This window comes from Brevibacillus sp. NRRL NRS-603 (assembly GCF_003013445.1).
Classification (GTDB): Bacteria; Bacillota; Bacilli; order Brevibacillales; family Brevibacillaceae; genus Brevibacillus; species Brevibacillus formosus.
Genome location: NZ_PXZN01000001.1, coordinates 1 through 19,711, shown reverse-complemented (window position 1 = coordinate 19,711; position 19,711 = coordinate 1). Strand labels below are relative to the sequence as shown.

Annotated in this window: 22 protein-coding genes; 15 read left to right on the top strand and 7 right to left on the bottom strand. The window is 47.6% G+C overall.

Translation table 11 applies throughout. The features are described from left to right. Positions 1–70 precede the first annotated feature (70 nt). The 4 genes from C7R94_RS00115 to C7R94_RS00100 all read left to right on the top strand — a co-directional run bounded on the left by C7R94_RS00115 (position 71) and on the right by C7R94_RS00100 (position 3,900). Positions 71–769, top strand: a complete 699-nt coding sequence (locus tag C7R94_RS00115) for a response regulator transcription factor (protein ID WP_047073551.1) — start codon at positions 71–73, stop codon at positions 767–769. Beyond that, positions 769–2,205 carry a sensor histidine kinase gene (locus tag C7R94_RS00110; protein WP_106777959.1) on the top strand — a complete coding sequence of 479 codons (1,437 nt, stop codon included), beginning with the start codon at positions 769–771 and terminating at the stop codon, positions 2,203–2,205. The genes C7R94_RS00115 and C7R94_RS00110 overlap by 1 nt, the downstream gene beginning before the upstream one ends. 154 nt (positions 2,206–2,359) lie before the next feature. Next, positions 2,360–2,731 carry a hypothetical protein gene (locus C7R94_RS00105; protein ID WP_106777958.1) on the top strand — a complete coding sequence of 124 codons (372 nt, stop codon included), beginning with the start codon at positions 2,360–2,362 and terminating at the stop codon, positions 2,729–2,731. Between the two features lie 149 nt (positions 2,732–2,880). Next, positions 2,881–3,900, top strand: coding sequence for a S66 family peptidase (locus C7R94_RS00100; RefSeq protein WP_106777957.1), 1,020 nt, complete (start codon positions 2,881–2,883; stop codon positions 3,898–3,900). Positions 3,901–3,964: 64 nt separating this feature from the next. On the opposite strand, the gene C7R94_RS00095 is transcribed toward C7R94_RS00100, so the two are convergent. From C7R94_RS00095 to C7R94_RS00085, 3 genes are all read right to left on the bottom strand, one after another. Next, on the bottom strand, positions 3,965–4,924 hold the full coding sequence (locus C7R94_RS00095) for a DMT family transporter (protein ID WP_106777956.1): 960 nt from the start codon (positions 4,922–4,924) through the stop codon (positions 3,965–3,967). Positions 4,925–5,070: 146 nt separating this feature from the next. Further along, positions 5,071–5,589: a GNAT family N-acetyltransferase gene (locus C7R94_RS00090; protein ID WP_106777955.1), complete on the bottom strand. Its 519-nt coding sequence runs from the start codon at positions 5,587–5,589 to the stop codon at positions 5,071–5,073. Beyond that, complete coding sequence (locus C7R94_RS00085; protein ID WP_106777954.1) at positions 5,586–6,041, bottom strand: DinB family protein; 456 nt, start codon at positions 6,039–6,041, stop codon at positions 5,586–5,588. The genes C7R94_RS00090 and C7R94_RS00085 overlap by 4 nt, the downstream gene beginning before the upstream one ends. A gap of 140 nt (positions 6,042–6,181) precedes the next feature. Here C7R94_RS00085 and C7R94_RS00080 point away from each other — a divergent pair, with 140 nt between their 5' ends. After that, entirely contained in the window at positions 6,182–6,592 is a 411-nt protein-coding gene (locus tag C7R94_RS00080; RefSeq protein WP_106777953.1) for an acyl-CoA thioesterase, read from the top strand. 5 nt (positions 6,593–6,597) lie between these two features. On the opposite strand, the gene C7R94_RS00075 is transcribed toward C7R94_RS00080, so the two are convergent. Continuing rightward, positions 6,598–6,873: a hypothetical protein gene (locus tag C7R94_RS00075; protein ID WP_106777952.1), complete on the bottom strand. Its 276-nt coding sequence runs from the start codon at positions 6,871–6,873 to the stop codon at positions 6,598–6,600. 99 nt (positions 6,874–6,972) lie between these two features. On the opposite strand from C7R94_RS00075, the gene C7R94_RS00070 reads away from it, so the two are divergent. After that, positions 6,973–7,677 carry an HAD family hydrolase gene (locus tag C7R94_RS00070; protein WP_106777951.1) on the top strand — a complete coding sequence of 235 codons (705 nt, stop codon included), beginning with the start codon at positions 6,973–6,975 and terminating at the stop codon, positions 7,675–7,677. A 456-nt stretch (positions 7,678–8,133) separates the two neighbouring features. On the opposite strand, the gene C7R94_RS00060 is transcribed toward C7R94_RS00070, so the two are convergent. Beyond that, positions 8,134–9,054, bottom strand: coding sequence for an ABC transporter ATP-binding protein (locus C7R94_RS00060; protein ID WP_106777950.1), 921 nt, complete (start codon positions 9,052–9,054; stop codon positions 8,134–8,136). Then, positions 9,054–9,767 carry an ABC transporter permease gene (locus C7R94_RS00055; protein ID WP_106777949.1) on the bottom strand — a complete coding sequence of 238 codons (714 nt, stop codon included), beginning with the start codon at positions 9,765–9,767 and terminating at the stop codon, positions 9,054–9,056. The genes C7R94_RS00060 and C7R94_RS00055 overlap by 1 nt, the downstream gene beginning before the upstream one ends. Positions 9,768–9,875: 108 nt before the next feature. On the opposite strand from C7R94_RS00055, the gene C7R94_RS00050 reads away from it, so the two are divergent. Further along, a complete protein-coding gene (locus tag C7R94_RS00050) occupies positions 9,876–10,592 on the top strand; it encodes a response regulator transcription factor (RefSeq protein WP_106777948.1) in 717 nt (238 codons plus the stop codon). Continuing rightward, positions 10,589–12,328 (top strand): sensor histidine kinase, encoded by a 1,740-nt coding sequence (locus C7R94_RS00045; protein WP_106777947.1) that lies wholly within the window; start codon positions 10,589–10,591, stop codon positions 12,326–12,328. Before C7R94_RS00050 ends, C7R94_RS00045 begins: the two co-directional genes overlap by 4 nt. A gap of 53 nt (positions 12,329–12,381) precedes the next feature. Here the strand turns inward: C7R94_RS00045 and C7R94_RS00040 are convergent, their stop codons facing one another. Beyond that, complete coding sequence (locus tag C7R94_RS00040) at positions 12,382–12,876, bottom strand: GNAT family N-acetyltransferase (protein ID WP_106777946.1); 495 nt, start codon at positions 12,874–12,876, stop codon at positions 12,382–12,384. A 249-nt stretch (positions 12,877–13,125) separates the two neighbouring features. Here C7R94_RS00040 and C7R94_RS00035 point away from each other — a divergent pair, with 249 nt between their 5' ends. From C7R94_RS00035 to C7R94_RS00005, 7 genes are read left to right on the top strand one after another with little or no spacing between them, the layout of a single operon-like run. Then, positions 13,126–13,716 (top strand): hypothetical protein, encoded by a 591-nt coding sequence (locus C7R94_RS00035; protein ID WP_047073581.1) that lies wholly within the window; start codon positions 13,126–13,128, stop codon positions 13,714–13,716. A 5-nt stretch (positions 13,717–13,721) separates the two neighbouring features. Then, on the top strand, positions 13,722–15,134 hold the full coding sequence (locus tag C7R94_RS00030) for a phage tail protein (RefSeq protein ID WP_106777945.1): 1,413 nt from the start codon (positions 13,722–13,724) through the stop codon (positions 15,132–15,134). Then, a complete protein-coding gene (locus tag C7R94_RS00025; protein WP_106777944.1) occupies positions 15,131–15,763 on the top strand; it encodes a hypothetical protein in 633 nt (210 codons plus the stop codon). Before C7R94_RS00030 ends, C7R94_RS00025 begins: the two co-directional genes overlap by 4 nt. A gap of 2 nt (positions 15,764–15,765) precedes the next feature. Beyond that, a complete protein-coding gene (locus tag C7R94_RS00020) occupies positions 15,766–16,290 on the top strand; it encodes a hypothetical protein (RefSeq protein WP_106777943.1) in 525 nt (174 codons plus the stop codon). Between the two features lie 10 nt (positions 16,291–16,300). After that, a complete protein-coding gene (locus C7R94_RS00015) occupies positions 16,301–16,699 on the top strand; it encodes a DUF4280 domain-containing protein (RefSeq protein WP_327935333.1) in 399 nt (132 codons plus the stop codon). Positions 16,700–16,722: 23 nt separating this feature from the next. After that, positions 16,723–19,140 (top strand): hypothetical protein, encoded by a 2,418-nt coding sequence (locus C7R94_RS00010; protein WP_106777941.1) that lies wholly within the window; start codon positions 16,723–16,725, stop codon positions 19,138–19,140. After that, positions 19,140–19,691: a hypothetical protein gene (locus C7R94_RS00005; protein ID WP_106777940.1), complete on the top strand. Its 552-nt coding sequence runs from the start codon at positions 19,140–19,142 to the stop codon at positions 19,689–19,691. Before C7R94_RS00010 ends, C7R94_RS00005 begins: the two co-directional genes overlap by 1 nt. Positions 19,692–19,711 lie beyond the last annotated feature (20 nt).

Genomic DNA, 19,711 nt, shown 5'->3' with positions numbered 1-19,711 from the left:
GGAAAAACGTAAATTGTCTGAACGGCATGTTTCCTTCTATGTCGTTTTGAAAGAAGGGAGGTTATTGGCTATGTCCACGATGAAAGTCTTGGTTGCCGATGACGATCCAAACGTACGCGAAATTATTCGCCTTTATTTTGAAAAACAACAAATCGAGCTCATCGCAGCAACAGATGGACGAGAAGCTCTTGAGATGATGGAAAAGGAACAGCCGGATGTGGTTATTCTCGATGTCATGATGCCGCAGTTGGATGGCTTTGAAGCATGCCGGGAAATCCGCAAGAAGTGGGATACGCCGATTATTATGCTGACGGCAAAGGATGAGGAGTTTGACCGTGTTCTCGGCTTGGAGCTCGGAGCGGATGATTACGTGACGAAGCCGTTTAGTCCACGTGAAATCGTTGCTCGTATCCGCGCGATTATGCGCAGATTGCAGCCAAAGCCAAAGGTAGAAGATGAGGCAGTGGTTCGGACCTTTGTTTTTGAGCAATTGACGATTGATCTGGATAAACGGGAAGTGATCGTTGCCGGGGAAAAAGTGAGCTTTCGCCCGAAGGAGTTTGATTTGCTTGTTCAACTCGTCAAGTCTCCGGGAAGTGTATGGTCGCGGGAGCAATTACTGGAACAAGTGTGGGGCTTTGATTATTTTGGCGATGTTCGAACGATCGATGTTCATATTAAAAAGATCAGACAGCGTTTAGATAAGCTCCCTTATGAATGCATTCAAACGGTTTGGGGGATCGGCTATAAGTTTGGGGTGGATAACTGATGCTAGGCATGTCGAAAAGTATCTACCGCAGACTGCTGGTCAGCTTTTTGGCTACCGTTTTGGTAGGGTTAGGGATTACAGGGATCGTTCTCTCCTTTTTTACGAAAGAGTATATTTACAACGCCAAAGAAGAAGAGCTTTTGCGGATGGCGAAAAAAGTGAATGCCGCTATCCATAACAGCAATGAAATAAACAAACGGCTGTTGGACAAGCTAGCGATGCTGGACGAGTCATTTGATACCCGCATCTGGTTATTTGATACGGAAGGAAAAATTGTCGCGACCTCGATGAAGGATGAGATGCTTACGGGCAAGTCCGTGGCAGTTTCCATCGCGGATAACGTGCTGAACGGAAAAAGTGCGGTAACCGAGCTGCAAATCGAAGGTCTGGATGACCCGATGTTGTCAGTCTCCGTCCCATGGGGCGAGGGCGAAAACGTCTATGGCGGAATTATTTTGCATGCGCCGATTGAAGGAATTGAGAAAACCTTTGGTCAAATGCGCGAGTCGATTCTGTGGGCGACATTGTTTGGGGTGCTTCTTTCGACGATTATGGTTTCGTATTTGTCATGGTCAATCTCCCGCCCATTGCGAACCATTGAGAGAACAGCGGCTGAGATTGGTCGAGGGAATTATGCAGAGCGCGTCCAGGTCGATACGTCTGATGAGATCAGCGACTTGGCGCAAACGATCAATACGATGGCACAGAAGCTGGAGAAGGTAGAGCAGGAGCGTCATCATCTGGAGCAAGTGCGCAATGATTTTTTGGCGAATGTCTCCCATGAATTGCGCACGCCTCTCACTGCGATTCAAGGTTTTCTTGAGGCGTTGCAAGACGGTTTGGTAGAGGAAGAAGAGGCGCGACAGAAGTATTACGCTGTGATGTACACCGAAACGATGCAAGTGAATCGCTTGGTGGATGACCTGATGGACTTGATGAAGCTGGAGAACAACGAGGTAAATCTGGCCAAGTTCCCTGTCGATGTGGCAGATGTCATGAATCGGGTTGCTTTCTCCTTCCATCAAGAAGCAGAGGAAAAAGGCCTTCGCATAGGAGTAGAGGTAGAGGACGAGCTGCCGAGAATTTATGCTGACAAGGACCGGATCGCGCAAATTCTGAAAAATCTGGTGAAGAATGCACTCAAGTTTACGGCAGCAGGTGAAATTCGCATGCGTGCTTCGCTGGAAGGAGAATACGTGCAGATTCAAGTGATCGATACAGGGATGGGAATTGCAGCAGATGATCTGGATCGCATCTGGGAACGTTTTTTCAAAGTGGATCGGGGACGCTCCAAGAACAATAAAGGGACAGGGCTTGGACTCGCCATTGTAAAAGAGCTGGTAGAGCTTCATGATGGCAAATGCAGAGTAGAGAGCACGCCTGGGAAGGGCAGTACTTTTACGATATGGCTTCCGAGGATTAAGCCGGAGAACTAAAGATGATCCCATCAAAATGATCATGGTCATACTTTTTTCATATTTTGATCATCGTTTTTTCCCACTTTCCTTACAGAATGGTTATCTTTGCCCGTTACGATATAGGTGTGACAGCGAGAAGGTCACGAAGCCAAGGAATGAAAGGGGAATGAACATGAACAAAAAGTGGTTCTCCATTGCCACTGTCGCATTACTCCTGTCTGGCAGCTTGGTTGCCTGCTCTAACACAACAGGAACACCTGAACCGGCGACACAACCAGAGGCCACAACTAGCGAAACCGCTCCGGGCACCTCTACTTCTGATAGCGGACAATCGACCGATAGCTCGGTTTCGCAAGATCAGTCTACTCCGGATGCCTCAGCGAACAGCTCGGATGCATCGACGGACACTGGTTCGTCTACGGAAGCACCTGCGACAGATGCTAAATCTGATGCAGGTACCAGCACTGGATCGCCTGGTGCTGCTGGAACCGAAAGCAGTGGTTCCACTGGACAGTCTACAACGACTGATGCCAGCAAGAAGTAATCATTCACGAACAGGAAACACGTTCGTTTGAACTCCTCTACTTCCCTCCCGTTTTATATACCTTGATGACGGCTATAGGCCGTCTTTTTTTTGTTCCATTTCATGGTATGATTATCCAAAATCATACATAGTGAGCGGGAGGGAGAAGCATGATTACGTATCCATCGTTGAAAAGGGGCGCTACTATAGGAATAACTGCGCCATCATCAGGTGTACCAGAGTATTTGCATGAACTAATCAGGCTGGCATGCAGTCGTATGGAGAGCAGGGGGTATTCCATCGTTTGCAAAGATACAGTCTGGACACAGGAAAAAGCCAAGTCAGCTCCTGCCACAAGCCGCGCAGCCGAATTCAACTCCTTGATGCAAGATGAAGGCGTCGATATCATCATCCCTCCCTGGGGTGGCGAGTTGCTGATTGAGATTTTAGACAAGCTTGATTTTGATGCCATGCAACCAAAATGGGTGTTAGGCTATTCGGATGTGAGTGTGCTTTTGCTCGCGATTACATTAAAAACGGGGATGGCTACAGCTCATGGGACGAATCTGGTAGATTTGCGCGGAGCGGATATGGATGAGACGACGGCCATGTGGGAGACGGTTCTGTCAACGCAAATGGGAGAGTCGGTCTTACAGTACTCTTCCCCGATGTATCAAAAGGAATGGCAGCATACGAATCCTTCGCCGCATATCTTTCACCTGACAGAACCGACTGTATGGAAAACCACAGAGACTATTCCCCACGTAAAGATACAGGGACGGTTACTTGGCGGCTGTATCGATATCATTCGGCATGTGATCGGCACACCGTATGGGGACGTCCAAACGTTTCAAAAAGAACAGATCGGGAACGAAGCGATCATCTGGTATTTGGAAAACTGTGAGCTTTCTACGACTGATCTGCGCAGATCATTGGTACAAATGAAGCTGGCCGGATGGTTCGATCATTGTGCGGGGATCATGTTTGGGCGCAGTCCAGCGAATCAGGCGGTCGACGGCTACACTGTGGAAGACGTCTATCAGGAGCTGGCTGCAGAGCTGCAAGTCCCTGTCCTCTACGATGTGGATTGTGGGCATATGCCGCCGCAAATCACGTTTATTAATGGCGCCTTTGCTGAAGTGGAGCTGTCTTTTGAAAAAGGAAGTGTACGGCAACATTTTCGTCCATAGTATAAGAAAACGAGGGCTTCCCGACGATTGGGAAGTCCTCGTAGCATGTAAGCAAACATGATTTTTAACTTTGCTTCTCGTTGTAATGGGAGAGAGGACGCCCCTCCATCGATTCACGTTTGTTTTTGGCCGATTCATGTGTACGCAGGGTGGACAAGGCGACACCGAGGAAAATAAATGCGCCGCCAGCGAAAAAGCCGACACTCAAATGTTCATGTAGCAATAGCCAGCCTAAAAATGCACCGACAATGGGTTGAACAAAAAAGAACCCGGCCCCACTCCCTGCGGGCATCAGCTCAAAGCCTTTGTTCCACAAGTAAAAAGCACCTGCGGTCGAAATCATCCCGATATAGAGGACGCCTATCCAGATGTCCCAACCAAATTGCCAGGAGACAGGCGTGACAGACAGCTCCCAAAACATGAGCGGACTGGTAAAGATGATGCCAAACAATGCTACATAGGTAGTGACGAGCAGGGACGAATAGCGCTGCGTTGCCTTTTTGCTGAGAACGGTATACAATCCCCAGCTAATCGCTGCTACGAACAAAATCAGGTTCCCTGCCAGGGAAGACTGGGCGTCAGCTTGATCTGGAACACCGATGACGATGATGACACCAATCGTCGCTAACAAAATACCCGCTGCCTGCTTTAGATGGATGCGTTCCTTTAATAGCCAGACCGCAAAAATGGCAATAAAGGCTGGCGATGCGGAGGTAATCAATGCACCCATGTGGGCAGTAGACAGCTTGGTACCAAGAAATTGCGCAGCGATGGAGATCGTGACACCGACGAAGGCGATGACCATCAGCAGAGGATAATCCTTTTTCGCGACTCGCTCCTTGCGAGCAACGGTAAATGCCCCCAACACGACTAAAGCAATGCAAAAGCGCAAAATCAATAGCGTGAACGGCGGAATCACTTCCAACACGACTTTGCTAACGACATAAACACCGCCCCAGATCGCTGCGGCGAGAGTCAGGCAGACAGCCCCTAAAAACGTTTGCTTCCATTGTGATTGTGACATAACGTGTCCCTCCCGGAATCATGAATCAAAAATTCGAGCGCTATTCCGTAGCCGGGAGGCAGTAAGAGAACCACTTCCTCACCGTCTAGGAGAGGAGGGTGGGCACATCATTTTCAAAAAGGCGACGGTTCATATTTTTCACCTCCTTACTTTGTAGGGGTTAGCCACTTGGCTACCAGCAGCACCGGTTGTGTTAGACGACCGACTTGTGCCTCCACCTGACGATACTGCTCATAGCCAAGCCGTCCCCAGAAAAGAAGAGCGGGTTCATTATGCGCAATGACACCGTGATGAACATGCTGACTGCCATGTTGGATGCAGTAGGCTTCCATGAGTGTCACTGCCTCTTTTCCAAAGCCCTGCTGCTGATAATCGGCATGCAGAAGCAAGAGACTAATCCAGCTTTTTGGATCGTGTTCACTGGAGAGGATGATATGGATCACTCCAATGATCGTGCCTTCACGAGTAATGGCGAGCCAATGCCCTGAAGGTATACTTATGGTGGCGTCATATTCGGCTTCCAGTTCAGCAAGACTTACTGTGCTCGTGCCGTTTCGAAGCTGATTGTACTTTGGATTACTGTTGTAGGTGGCGAGTAAGTCGGGCAAGTCCTCGCGCAACAATTCGCGAATAATGAGCCGCGCACCTGTCAGAATGAGACTCATTGAGGTCCTCCGTATTTGCGGATAAGCCCAATCTGCCCGCCGTGGTAACCCATATGATAGATCAGTCGACCAAGTGCCTGGCGGGGAGTCAGTGTGGCGATCGGTGCTTCACAGGGGGTGTCCCACGCGTCTTTTGGCAGGGCAGCCAGAGAATCCAGCAAGTGATGGAAGGCAGCATCTTTGAAAGCAAGCAAGGCAGACAAATCGGTAAAGTTTCCTTCATCCTTTACAGGTCCAATTGTAGTGAGGGTGATTTCGGAGGGAATTGCTCTGCCGAAAAACATCATACAGAATCGATATTCGACTTCCGCGATGTGATGAATCAAAAATCCGATGGAATTGGAGCCCGGAGCCAGCTTCCAGCCAAGCTCGGCTTCTTCCAAATGGACGAGTGCATCCTGATACCGGGAGCGAGCTGTTTGCAAGGTCGGCAATAGTTCTTGTTCGAACATCCAATCTTCCTTTCTAATGTTTATTTATATTATAGGAAAAAGTTCAGGAAAGAACAGCATGACCATTCGGAATATTTTGAATGAATATTCACTCAGCTGCCTGAATTCGTTATACTAAAGAAAAACAAGGAGTGAGAACGATGGCTCATCGCTATCATTTAACAGTTCGTTCTACTGATATTGATGTAATTGGACATGTGAACAATGCTAAGTATTTAGAGTACATGGAGTGGGCGCGTTTTGAGTGGATATGGGAGCAAGGATTTACGCTGGATGAATTGAGGCGACGGGCTATCATGCCGGTAGTGGTCAATATCAACATTAACTACCGCAAAGAGTTGAAGATGCGCGAAGAGGTAACGGCGATTACTACAGTGGTCAAGGTGGGTGAAAAAAGCTTCGTCATCCGCCAGGAGCTGTACAACGCTTCAGAAGTATTAGTGGCGGACGCCGACGTGACAATGGTCATGATCGATGCGAACACACGCCAATCTATTTCTTTGCCAGCTGAATTGAAAGAGGCATTGCTTGTGGAATTGCCTAAAAGCTAAAGGATTCAGGATGATTTGCGAATGTAATCGAGACGGAAATTATTCCATTCAAGAGCACGCAACGCTAATGTCTCCAAGATACGTTCATGACGATCCTGACCTTCCTTTAACTCAGCAACATCCTGCTTCAGTTCGGCAACATCGGCTTTTAGCTGGTGAACGTCCAAAGTCAAAGCTTCCATCTTGGCATCCAATTCGTCCTGCCGATCCATAAGAGCATGAGCAACCAAACGCAACTCATTCATACCCTCTATCAAAATATCCAATTTTTCATTAGACATGTCTCCACCTCCTTTTTCCGTTACAATGATCATAACAAAAGACAGAGTCATATGCACAATGAAAACAGCTAGAAAAAAGGAAGGGGAAGCAACTTAGCCATGTCCAAATTTACTACAATCCTATTTGATCTCGATGACACTCTCTTCGATTTTTCAGCTTGCTGGGAGAAAGGGATGCAGCAGACGATTTCGACCCATGCACTGACAGCAGAACTAGACCAAGAGAAATTCCTTGAGGCTCTGCGGCGCCACGGAGATGATTTGTGGGTCGATGTTATTGCCAAACGCTACGATTTTACGCAATACAGAAGGTTGCGTTTTCAGCGAGCCATGGCTGATTGTAACCGACAGATTGAAGCGGGGCAGGTCGACGATTTTCAGTGCGCCTATCAAGCGGCATGTTTGGACGCAATCCAGCCGGATGCCACTGTTCAGTCCACCATTGCGAGGCTGGCAGAAGAGCATACACTGGGGATTGTCACCAACGGTCCTGTCGATATGGCTTTTATCAAGCTGGAGCGGCTGGGATTGTCTGCGTATTTTCCACGGGAGCGGGTGTTTCTCTCCGAAATCATCGGCCATCATAAGCCTGATCTGCGCATATATGAACATGTTCGTGAAAAACTCAGTGTTGAGAGCAAGCAGGTGTTGTTCGTTGGAGATACGTGGGAGGCAGATGTAGCAGGTGCGATGGACGCAGGCTTCTCAGCAGTCTGGATCAATCCACGCGGGAAGAAACCTACCTCCGAGCATCAGCCGCTCGCTGTCATTGAACGACTCGATCAGCTTCTCGCAATCTTGTAGAATAAAGCAGCCCATTGCCCCATAGCCGCATAACTTGCAGGCTGTTTTCGGTGGCAATCAAGCTGCTTTTTTTGTTCCTAGCGTTTTGCGTACTGTTTTCTCATGAAAAGGATGAGAGAAACGATAATCATCCCAATTAAAATTCCGATAGTTACTGGTGTAAGACTATCTCCCCAAAAGATTCTATACAGCAAAACCCCTGTCAGGATAACGGCAAACTCCAGATACCTACTGGTCATGCGAATCTTCCTCCATTTATATGAATCTGATTATCGTTCATATCTACTAACCGGATCTTTCATTTTTTCATGCTGACTCTTCCTGAACTTTGTGATGAAAAAGATGAGATTGAGGACAATCAGGCCAATCGTGATTGACATGCTTCCAGTGGTCATGCTTTTTCCTATCGAGATGTTGAAAAGAAGCATCCCGGATAGGAGCAGGACAAAAACGAGATTAAGCATCATGAGACTCTTCCCCCATAAAAATTCGTTCGAGCGAAGGGACTTCAACGTTCACTCCATAAATATCCACGCGTGCCTGAACAAGAGCACGAACGAGAGTTGCCACCTTTTGATCGTCATCGACCTGGATCGAGAGACGACCGTCTTCCCAAATCGTATTGCGCCCGAGGGATTCGATAAAGGTGCGCAGGTTTCCAGAATCGTCATTAGTAAAAGGCGAGTGACGTACGTTCACAGATCGCCATGCCTGATGGGCAGCTTGCAGCTCATCGAGAGTGCCAAGTGAACTGATCTTTCCGCTTTTCATGATGGCGATACGGGTACAGATTTTCTCGACTTCATTCAAATTGTGCGAGGTCATGAAGATCGTTTTTCCTTGTTGATGGAGCTTGCGCAGCAAATTTTGAATATGCAGGGCTGATTCGACGTCTACGCCAGAAGTAGGTTCATCAAGGAAGATGAGCTCCGGGTCCCCGACTAATGCTTGGGCAATACCCAGCTTCTTTTTCATCCCGAAGGAAAACGTTTTGGCTTTGCGGGATGCATGCTCCTCAAGCTCAACGGCTGTCAGGATGCGCATACAGTCTTCCTTTGTGAGTGTGACGCCTTTTACCCGAGCGAAATAGTGCAGGTGCTCCGCAGGAGATAAATGGTCGTAGAAGGTGGAGTAATCCGGCAGTACGCCAATTCGTTTTTTCCATCCTTCTGTACGGGCATCCTCTCCAAACATGCGAATGGTCCCCGCAGTCGGAATCAGAATGCCTGTCAGCATATTAATAAAGGTCGATTTACCTGCACCGTTTCGACCGAGGAATCCAAAAATCTCCCCGCTGTGCACAGTAAGACTGACGTCATTCACGACCGTGCGATTGCCAAAGCGCTTGTTCAACTGTATGGTCTCGATCATTGCCATTAACAATCCCTCCGTCGGAATAAGTACATAGAAGCGATCAGGAATGCTGCTGCATAGAGCCAAATGAAGCCGGTCCAGGCGCCGTCTTTTTCCATAAATGAAAAGGGTGTCAAATATTTAATCCATGGTGCTGCTGGGTGACTGGAGAAGGTGCTCCACAGTCCGAGACCTGGCAAGATCAGTGCGATCACAATTCCCAAAAACATCGTGTAGCTGGGGCGAGGTATCACGAGCGAGAGCAGCAGTGCCAGCGAGATGCAATAGATAAGCAGGGATACGCAAAGGTAAAAGGTCTTGGCGTCAAACGTTTGTACGGTGGCGAAAACTACGCCAAACGTAATAATCATGCAGGTTAGCCAGAAGAACGCGACTCCGAGAAATTTCCCCAAAATGATCTGATTGCGTGAAGTCCGGGTGACGAGAAAGCGAATCGTCCTGCCCGCTAGCTCACGATTTATGACATCATGAGACAGGCTGAATACAAACAAGGGTCCGAACAGCATGATGAGTACAAAGATACCAAGCGCATGTCCCTGCGCCAGCTCCTTTTCTGGGAGAAAGCTCGCTGCCTGATTGACAAGGTCAGAAACCAAGTACGAGATGCCGACGATAAAGGCAACGGTAATTAACGATTTGATACTTTTAAACAACCGAAAAAATTCGTGTTGGCAAATAGCCCACATAGGTGAATCCGCTCCTTTCTCCTTCATCATAATGGACAGACCTTTCCCCTACTAAAACGCTACCTTATCATTTCCTTATCTTTTTTATTGGCGCCGTTTCTCATGGTAGAATGAATGACAGCAAGGGAGGGAACGGATATGGAAAAAGAAGCAAGAATCTTGCTGGTAGATGATGAAGAGTCAATTTTGCAGATGCTCCAAACAGTGCTGAAAAAGGAAGGCTTTGTCCAGATCGATACATGTACGACAGCAGCAGAGGCGATTCGTCTGGTGGAGGAGAAGACATATGACTTGTTGATTCTGGATGTCATGCTGCCTGATAAAAATGGATTTGAGCTGTGCGGAGCCGTGCGCCAGCGAACGAAGGCACCGATCTTTTTTTTGACAGCGAAGGGCACGGATTTTGATAAATTAAGCGGATTTGCTTATGGAGCAGATGATTACATAACGAAGCCTTTTCATCCACTAGAGGTCGTTGCCCGGATGAAGGCTCATCTGCGCAGAACCTTGGGGGGATCTGCTCCATCGCAGGAAGAAAAGCGCTTTGATTTTGGACGTTTTCAAGTAAATGTGGAGGCAGCCGAGCTGTTCGTGAACGGAGAACGAGTGGACTGCCCGGCGCAAGTATTTTCATTGCTCGTCTTCTTCTGCCAGAATCCGAACCGGGTATTTACGAAAGAACAAATTTACGATCATGTATGGAAAGACGAGTACGAGATGTTTGATGAAAATACAGTCATGGTGCACATTCACAAGCTGCGTCAGCGGATAGAAGAAAATCCGGGTCAGCCAAAGCTCCTGGTCACGGTGAGAGGGCTGGGCTACAAGCTGGTTAGTCCGGCAAGACAGTCATGAATTTGCGGAACAAGCTGATATTTCAATATGTCCGGCAACTGTTCGGGTTTCTCCTCGTTTTGCTGCTATTTCTAATTATCGCGATGCTGGGGTTAGGCTGGCGCATTATGAACGAGCAGTTGTCTATCGATTTGTCCCGGCTGGAAGCATCCGATTTGACATTGAAGATGGATTATGAGGGGAAACGTATTCACGTCGATCCGGAAATCGAGAAGAGTGTGGCGAGACATCAAGGCTGGTTGCAGATTATCGACAAGCACGGAAAAATTCTGTACAACTATCGGACACCTGCTGACGTTCCCAGTCAATTTGGGCCAGGAGAGTGGATCAGCTATGTAGAGGATCGTGATGCTTCTCGCTATCACGTCACGCACTGGGTTATAAACGAGTTTGACGAAAACATGATCATTCTCTATGGAACACCTGCTCCAGAAAAAGAAATGATGCAGCGCCTGATCGCAGCAAAAACGGGAACGAGCACGGAGACATGGGACGAGTTGAACAAAAGCTTTTCCCAAGAAAAGGCATGGTACTTGGTATACGATCATACGGGGAAACTCATTCATCAATGGAATCACCCGAACGCTTCTGCCCAGTTGGACATGACGGAAGCTCTTCAGAACGGCGCGACAGCAAAAAATGTTCCTGTCCGTATCACGAGTCGATATGACACGAAGAGCGACTTGACATACGTAGTGGGCACTCCGAATCCAACCTATCAATCTGGTGTTCAAGAAACGTCTGAGGATGCCGTGGTCAAGGAAACGTTCCTTCAGATCGGTATTTTTTTGATTCTGGTCGTTCTATTCGCAGGCAGCTGGTATGCGTGGCGGGTAGGAAAGCCGCTCTTGCACATGGTGAATTGGCTGGAAAGACTGGCTCAAGGCCGCTATGAGGAGCCCATCGGGAAAAAAGGGAAACCAATCGGAAGGAATTGGCGAGGGAAAGAAAAGAAGTCATTTCGTGTTTTCAAGGATGTGTTTGACGCTCTCCGGCATCTGAGTGAAACCTTGCGCTCCAATGAAAAGCTTCAGCAAGAGATCGAGCAGACGCGAGAGGAGTGGATTACGGGACTCTCCCATGATCTCAAGACACCGCTGAGCTCGATTTACGGTTATGCTACCTTTTTGGAGTCGGAACAGTATGAGTGGGACAGAAAAGAAGTTAGCGAATTTGGGAAGACGATACGCGAAAAGTCAGACTACATGAACGGGCTGATTGAGGATTTGAATTTGACCTATCGACTCAAGAACCAAGCTTTGCCGATGGTCAAACAACCTGTCCCTATCGTAGAAGCGATTCGCAGGATTGTGGTGGATATGGTGAACGATCCGAGCTCGTCTTTGCATGACATCGAATTTTCGGCGAATGTCCAATCGATAACGGCAGAGGTCGATCCAATCTGGTTTCGCCGCATCATCGTCAACATTTTGACAAACGCGATCAAGTATACGCCGGCAGATACAACCGTGCTCGTAGAGGTACAGTCGATTGCAGCCGATCAGTTTGTGGTCAAAATTGCGGACAATGGTCCAGGCATGGATGAGACGACACTGGCCAATCTGTTCGATAGATACTACCGAGGTGGGCATACAGGAGAGAATACCAGTGGAACGGGGCTGGGTATGGCGATAGCCAAGCAGCTCGTTTTGGCCCACGGGGGAGAGATTACGGTGGACAGCAAGCTGGGTAGCGGAACTGTTGTCGCGATGAGCTTTCCTGCGGTTATCAGCTAGTTGGTTTTCATGAAAAAAGCCAAGGGATTTGTGTTGTCCCTTGGTTTTTTCTGCTATGGTCTCGAAATGAACGTTTGTATGACTTTGCCAGCCTCTTGCCGCTCTTGATAGTGATTGGCTGTGTAATCGCGGATGCTGGCACGCCAAAAGCCGATGGCAGGCACGTTGTTTTCCAATTGAAAGACTTCCCAGGCGCCCGGGAACATTTTGAAGATTTGATGAGACACCGCTTTTCCGATCCCCAGCCGACGGTAGCGTTTCATGATAAAAAATTCAGCAATGGAGTAGATTGATGGAAAATCTGGATTAGTGCTTGTGAGCATGCGGACGAGGACAAAACCAGCCAGCTTACCATGAACCTTGATGAAAAAGGGATGACGTTCTGGTTCGACCCAATACTTCTCAAAGTAGTCATAGCCAAACAAGCCGTCGTCATCTACTTCGAAAGGCTCAAACTCAGTGAAGTCGTACGTATACAGCTCCAACAGCTGCTTGAGAGCGTGCTTCTGTTCAAAAGGAACTCGCTCTATCGAAAATGCTTGATTCACTGAGAAACCCTCCTTGTTCCTTGAGATATACGAGTATCGTACTCTATTTTTTAGGCTGTGGAAACATATGGTATATATTTGGGGACCCCAACGAGCAGTCTGTACTCGTTTGGGTCTTTTTGTTTTTTCGGACTGTCCACCATCAAGTTACTATTTTTTGTAAAAATACCTATTAAATATTCCGATATAGATAAAAGGAATTATTGGTATAATGTGGTAAAAACCCTAAAGATAAAGGCGGAACGCTCAATGGAATATATGGATGAAAAAATACTAGCAGTATTGAATCAAGCAGAAAAAGCGAATGTTCCCAATAACATTAGCGCGGGTCCAGTCAGGGTGGGGAACCGCTTTTACGAGTTTGAGCAGCAGGCATTCTGGGAGAACAAAGTACACATGTTTATTCCCAAAGATTTTGAAGACATGCCCGAACAGCAACGGGCGCTCAAATATCCTTACGAACAGCGGCCGCAGATCATCAAAAGCGACGAGACTGGCAGCATCAATTTCACGTTGAACCGGGTCGATCAAGATTTGCAGGACCAGTGGGTCAAGCAGCTGACGGACGGGATGAAAGCCATGATCAAACAAGCGAATCCGGCAAATGTCTTCTATACAGACGGAGTAGAAGTCGTAGCGGAAAAACAGGTCGGCTACTTCGAATTTAAAAGTCCCGCACTAGATGGTTTTCTTTATCACCTCATGTTTTTCTTTGCATTTGAAGGGAAAATGGCCATGGGTACTTTTTGCTGCCCTTATGCCAAATATGAAGAGTGGCGGGAGATTGCCTTTCAAGTCATACGGACACTAAGCGTCACAGAAGAGGATAAAGGAGAGTAGCAAGGATGAGCCAATCCGTCCTTACGTATGCGAACATCTATATTTCGCCCTATCAATTCGAAAAGATAACTCAGTTGAGTCTGATTAAACAGGTGAACGATCATATCAAACTGACTCTCAATGGAATCGTGCCCGAAGAAAAGCTGGACCAGTACGTCGAGCGAGCGGATGAGAATGAAAGAATCGAAGTGTTTGTTCAAGACGGCAGTTGGAAACGCATTTTGTTCCAAGGTATTGTGACGAAACTGTCTGTTCATGCGGCCAGAGATGTCAGAAGTATCACCATTGAGGCGTATAGCGCAACCTTCCAAATGGATGTTGCGAAGAAAAACCGGTCCTTTCAAAACAAGCATCTGGCCTATCGCGACGTGTTTGCTTCTATCACCGGAGAGTATACCGGGGGCGATGTGGTCGATGAAGCATCAGGCGGCAAGCAGATCGGGGGATTGCGAGTTCAATACAAGGAAACAGATTGGGAGTTTGCGAAGCGACTGGCTTCTCATTTTCACGCTCCACTGGTGCCTGTCTGCACACAAAAAGGACTGAGGTATTTTGTTGGAATCCCTGATTTGGGTGAACCGCAAAAGCTTGAGGAATACAATTACACCATCAAAAAGAACTTGATGGAATACAGGTTGAAATCGGAAAACGACAAGCAAGGCATCAGTGAGCAAAACACGATTAGTTATGAAGTTACCAGCAACAAAATACTGGATTTGTGTAGTCCGGTTATGTTTCAGAGGCGTACGCTTTACGTCTATAGAGCCGAGACTCGAATCGAACACGGGATCTTGGTCAACCACTACGTCTTGCGCGATCAAAAAGGTTTAGGATGTGTCACTCTTTTTCCCACAGAGTTGGCTGGCTCCTCTCTATTCGGAAAGATTTTGGATGTCTCTAAAGACACAGTAAAAGTACATCTGTCTATCGATGAAAAACAACCTGTCGGTGAGGCGATTTGGTTTCCTTATTCCACTGTGTACTCGTCCCCCGACGGCAGCGGCTGGTATTGTATGCCGGAGATCGGGGATGAGGTTCGCCTGTATTTTCCCGATGCAAAGGAAGAAAATGCGATTGCCGCAAGCTCGGTGAATCTTGAATCCTCCGATCCCAAAAAGCGCAGCGACCCCTCCGTCAAAAGCATCAGCACCAAATACGGCAAGCAAATTATCTTCCAGCCAGGAGCGATCGAGATTATCGGCAATGGTAAGCTGTTGATGCGTCTGACAGACGAAGGTGGTATCGAGATCAACAGCGACAAGAAAATCATCTTGACAGCCAAGGAGGATATTGAAATCACAGGGGGCGATAAGGTGGTCATTCATGGAGAAGCAGGCGTGGACATGAAGCAGGCAGATGCCACCCTGAGCATCATAGACGATGTGACCTTGAGCGGAGCGAAGGTACATATCAAATGAGCAAGCTGATGGACAAGCAGGCGGCGATGCAGGATTTTTTGCAGAATCATGTGTTGGATCGCTGGCAGTACGATCTGATCGAGATTGACCAGCGGTACAACGAGCAGAAGGATCACATCGAGAGTAGCTTTTGCGACGCGTTTGATGAACTGTGCACACAGGCATTCATGCAGCAGCAACAGGGGAGCAAGGGGGAGATCCACACCATTTACGTCTCCTATCTGCGGACTGGTATCATGGAGAACTGCGCCAAGTACCGCATAGACGCATATGATGAAAACTGGTTTTTGGATCGGACGGAATGCTCCGTGCTGTGGGACGCTGACTTTATCTTTGCCCCATTGTTCGAACGGGTGAAGAAGCTTGAGAAGATAAAGTCTGCCTATGCCAGGAAGATAACATCGATGGATATCGAGAGGATCAAGCAGATGGAAGCCATCAAGTATCACCTGCTGGCAGTGGAATTTATGAGAAGTATGGTGCCTGTGCTCTTGGAAAGCCCAGGATACCGTCAGATGACCAAATCCCCGAAGATTTGCCTGTTTGCCGGAGAATATCGGGATCAATGCGAAGTTCTGTACCAGAATCCTGACTCGGCGAACGAGGAAACCAGTGGAGCAGGTGCGTAAATATGGATTACTTTTTGCTGAAACAAGATGAACGATATACGGATGTGCCGATGTTGCTGGATATACGCAAGAAAATAGATACTCGTGATATTCACCGTGTGCGCGCCCATAAAATCGCGGACCCGCTGATCCTTCAGATCAAGTCGGAAGCGGAGAGCAGCTTTCTCGACATCCTTGAATACCCGCTGTTTCTGCTGTCGGACAAGCTAAAGCGATTGGTAGAAGCGTACGAACCAGACACCCTGTTTAAGTTGACTCCTCTGATTGATCTCTCCCGCCATCTGCAAAAAAACTATTACCTCCCCATTTTTGATGAATTGGAAGTGGTTAGCGCCCACGGCGAGTTTCATCGAGGCAACAGCCAGATTAAAAAGCTGGTGCTGAAGGAAGAAAATATGCACGGGAAAAAGATTTTCCGGATCAAAGAGAGCGAAAAACCGCTGATCGTTGTGCGCCTGGATGTGGCCGAGAGCATCCTGCGGCGGGATTTGACTGGAATCCGGCTGGAACGAGTGCCGGTTGAATAGAGGAGGGTCGATGATGCAGGAAGGACCACGCTATGTGGTGAGAGGGGCAAAAATGCGCTGCAATTGCGGCAGCCATCAGAGGAGGATTAACCTGCCTGTCAGCCACGGCTCATATGTGAACGAAAAACCAATGATGAACATAGAGGATTACAAACCAGTAGAGAACATCGCGCATTTTGGCATTTGCCAGAGTCCAACCAATCAAAATAATTCCATCATCTATCTGATTGCAGAAGACGGGCAGAACATATCCGGCAAGCCCTGCACCCCAACGATCTACGCTCCTTGGATCAAGGTGAAGGACGATACAAAAGTGGCAGGCAAGGCAGCTCTGACAACCGATTCCCTCCTAATCTGCGGATACGATGGCGTCATCAGGTTCTTCTCAGACGGACAGCATGACGAGTAAATCCACATGGAGGCGGACGAGCTATGACAGGGTATGAGCGGATCCGGGTAATAGCGCCTTACCGGATCAAACAAATCGAAGACGTACGGCTGGAATGGAGGCCGAACGAACACGCGTGGCTGCACCTGCGCGGTATCGTGGACGACAGTGAAAAGGTAAACGCCGTGCTGCAGGCTGCCTCAGAAGATGAAATTCATCTGTATGAAAGCGACGGCGAGACCGAAGCTACTATCTTCAAGGGCTTGGTGACCTCTGTTCAGATCACCAACACCCAGGGGGTGTACACCATAGAGCTGGAAGGGCTGTCCGGCAGTTTTCAGTTGGACATCAAGAAAAATCGCCGTTCCTTTCAGCAGATCGACATGACATATCCCAAGCTGGTGCAAGAGGTGATCAAGAGCTACCCGGGTCACAACATGATCAACAGCATCGGCGATGGGGTCAAGATCGGAGAAGCGATCATCCAGTACGATGAAACGGATTGGGAACTGCTTAAGCGGTTGGCTAGCCATTTTCATGGTGTTCTCGTCAGTGATATCATGGAGGCAACACCGCGGTTTTCTTTCGGACTGACATATGGAACTAGCTACACCCTGCCGGACGATGTGTCGTATACGGCGAGCAAGGATTTGCTGGCCTACCAAAAAGCGGGTGGCGATGCGGCAGGCTTGCACGATACGGATTTTTTTACCTATGAGATCGAGTCCGGCGAGCGGTACGCCATCGGGGATGAAATCCAGTTCCGCAACAAGAGGATGTTTGTCAGTGCAGTGAGCGCCCGTATGCAGCAGGGGCTCTTTCGCTATACCTATCGTTTGTCCCGGCTGGACGGCATTCGGCAGGAGAGAATCCATAATTCGAAGCTCTCCGGAGTCTCTCTGGAAGGTAAGGTGCTCGCGGTAAAGGGAGAGCAGGTCAAGCTTCATCTGGACATTGACAAAGAACAGTCAAAGGCCACGGCATGTTGGGTCCCTTTCGCCCCGCCAACAGGTAATATGATGTACTGCATGCCACAGGTGGGAACGCAAGCCAGCCTGTACTTTCCCGATGCGACGGGCAAACAGGCAATGGTGCTGGGCAGCGTGCGCAAAAACGGGGACAGCTGTGCGAAGACAAGCAACCCGAACATTCGGTACTTTGGCACGGAGCACGGAAGCGAGCTGGAGCTGTCGCCTACTGCGATTAACATCGTTAGCGGCAACAAGGAGCCGTTGAAGCTGACCATTGACGACAAAGTCGGGATTACCATGACTAGCCACAAAAAGCTGGTTCTGAACGCCAAGGAAGAGATTTCGCTGTATACTCCGAAGCGAATCGTGATTCAGGCGCAAAGCCAGTTTTTCGCCAAGAAGACCCGTGCGAAGAGCGGGTTTACAATCGAGAGTGAATACCACTTTCTCGGAGCTGTGGTTCAGGCGGAAGGACGAGACAGAACGACGTTTCCGCCATATAACGATGAACCGCAGAAAGGAACGCCACCACCGCCTGATCCGCCTTTTAATTGGGGGAAGCTGTTAGTAGGCGTGGTAGCTGCTGTAGCGATAGTGGGGTTTGTGGCATTGTCGGTAGCCACGTTTGGTGCTGGTGCAGTTATTGGGGCAGCAGCGGTAGGGGCAGCCCTCGGAGCGATTGGAGGGGTTGTCTCAACAGCTTCATCGGATATTGCAAACGGAAAGATGAGCAGTCTTTACGATTACGGAAAGAGCGCCGCACAAGGAGCCGTGATCGGTGCGATATGCGGAGCTATATTTGGTCCAGCCGCGGGGATAGGTGGAGGAGCGGTTATCCCCATGACGGGTGGTCAAACAGCATTGAGTCTCGGTTCCGGTATGTTTATTGGTGGGTCATCGGGTTATATTGACTACACGATACGAGAACTGTGGGATGGGCGCACACCAGAAGCGGGCAAAGCTTTAGAATCTTTTGCGTTTGGAGCGGTGCTGGGAGGCGGCTTCATGCTTGGAGCGTCCTGGCTATCGCAAGGGGTTAGCAAGATAAAGGGAATGGTAAAAGGCGGAGCTGGTCCTAAGGCTGAGGGGATAGGAAAAGCTGATGATTTTGCAAAAAAACCGTTTTTACCAGATGAGTACTATCAAAAAATTGATAGTTATCTTGAAAAAGCTATAGCAGCAAGAGATGCTGAAGTAGCAAGAATACAATCATTAAGTAAAACTCAGCAAAGCAAGATAGCTACAGTAGTCGGAGGGGTAGATTTAAGAACGGGAGAAGTTTTTGTAGGTGTTAAAAATAGTATAATATATAAGGGAAATGCTGTCTGTGCAGAGGATATTGTATTTAAACAACTTGGACTAAATACTAATGCAAATATTTTAATGACTCCAGCGATTAGACCAAGGAATGGGGCTGTTATACCAGTATGTATTAGATGTCAAAGAAAGTTTCCAGTAAATCAATTTATAAAAGGGACGGTGTTTGATTAATGCAAGAAGAAAAAATAAACTATGGTTCTGAATTATGCATGCAATTTTCTAATGAGGAGCTTTATAAATATCTAATCACTAAATTTGACACTAATCGAGATGTCATTATAAAAACTTTATCTGAGGATGATCAAGAGGTTGAAATAACGTCAAATATACCAATTCAATTTATATGTTTTGACGGAGATAAACAAGATTTGTTTATTAGTTTCAACGGAAATCAAACTTCAATTTTTGTAAAAGATGAAGAATTAATGTTTATTGATGAAAGTACAAAAGGCAGTTATACAACGAGTGACACTTTTGGAAATGTTGTATATGAGGGAACATTTCGTAATATTACCCATGAAGAGATGTTAACTTTATTTGCTGAGATTATTACCTGCTTTATTGGGGCAATAGAAGTTGAAATAATTGAGAAAGAAGTTCCCAGCGATAAACAGTATAAAAAATATGATTATTATAAATCCCATAGTTATGAAATCAATTTAAAAAACAATAATTTAGATAGAAAAAAGAAAGTCTTTGAAAATATTACGATAAATTATTAACATACAAAAAATACCCTATA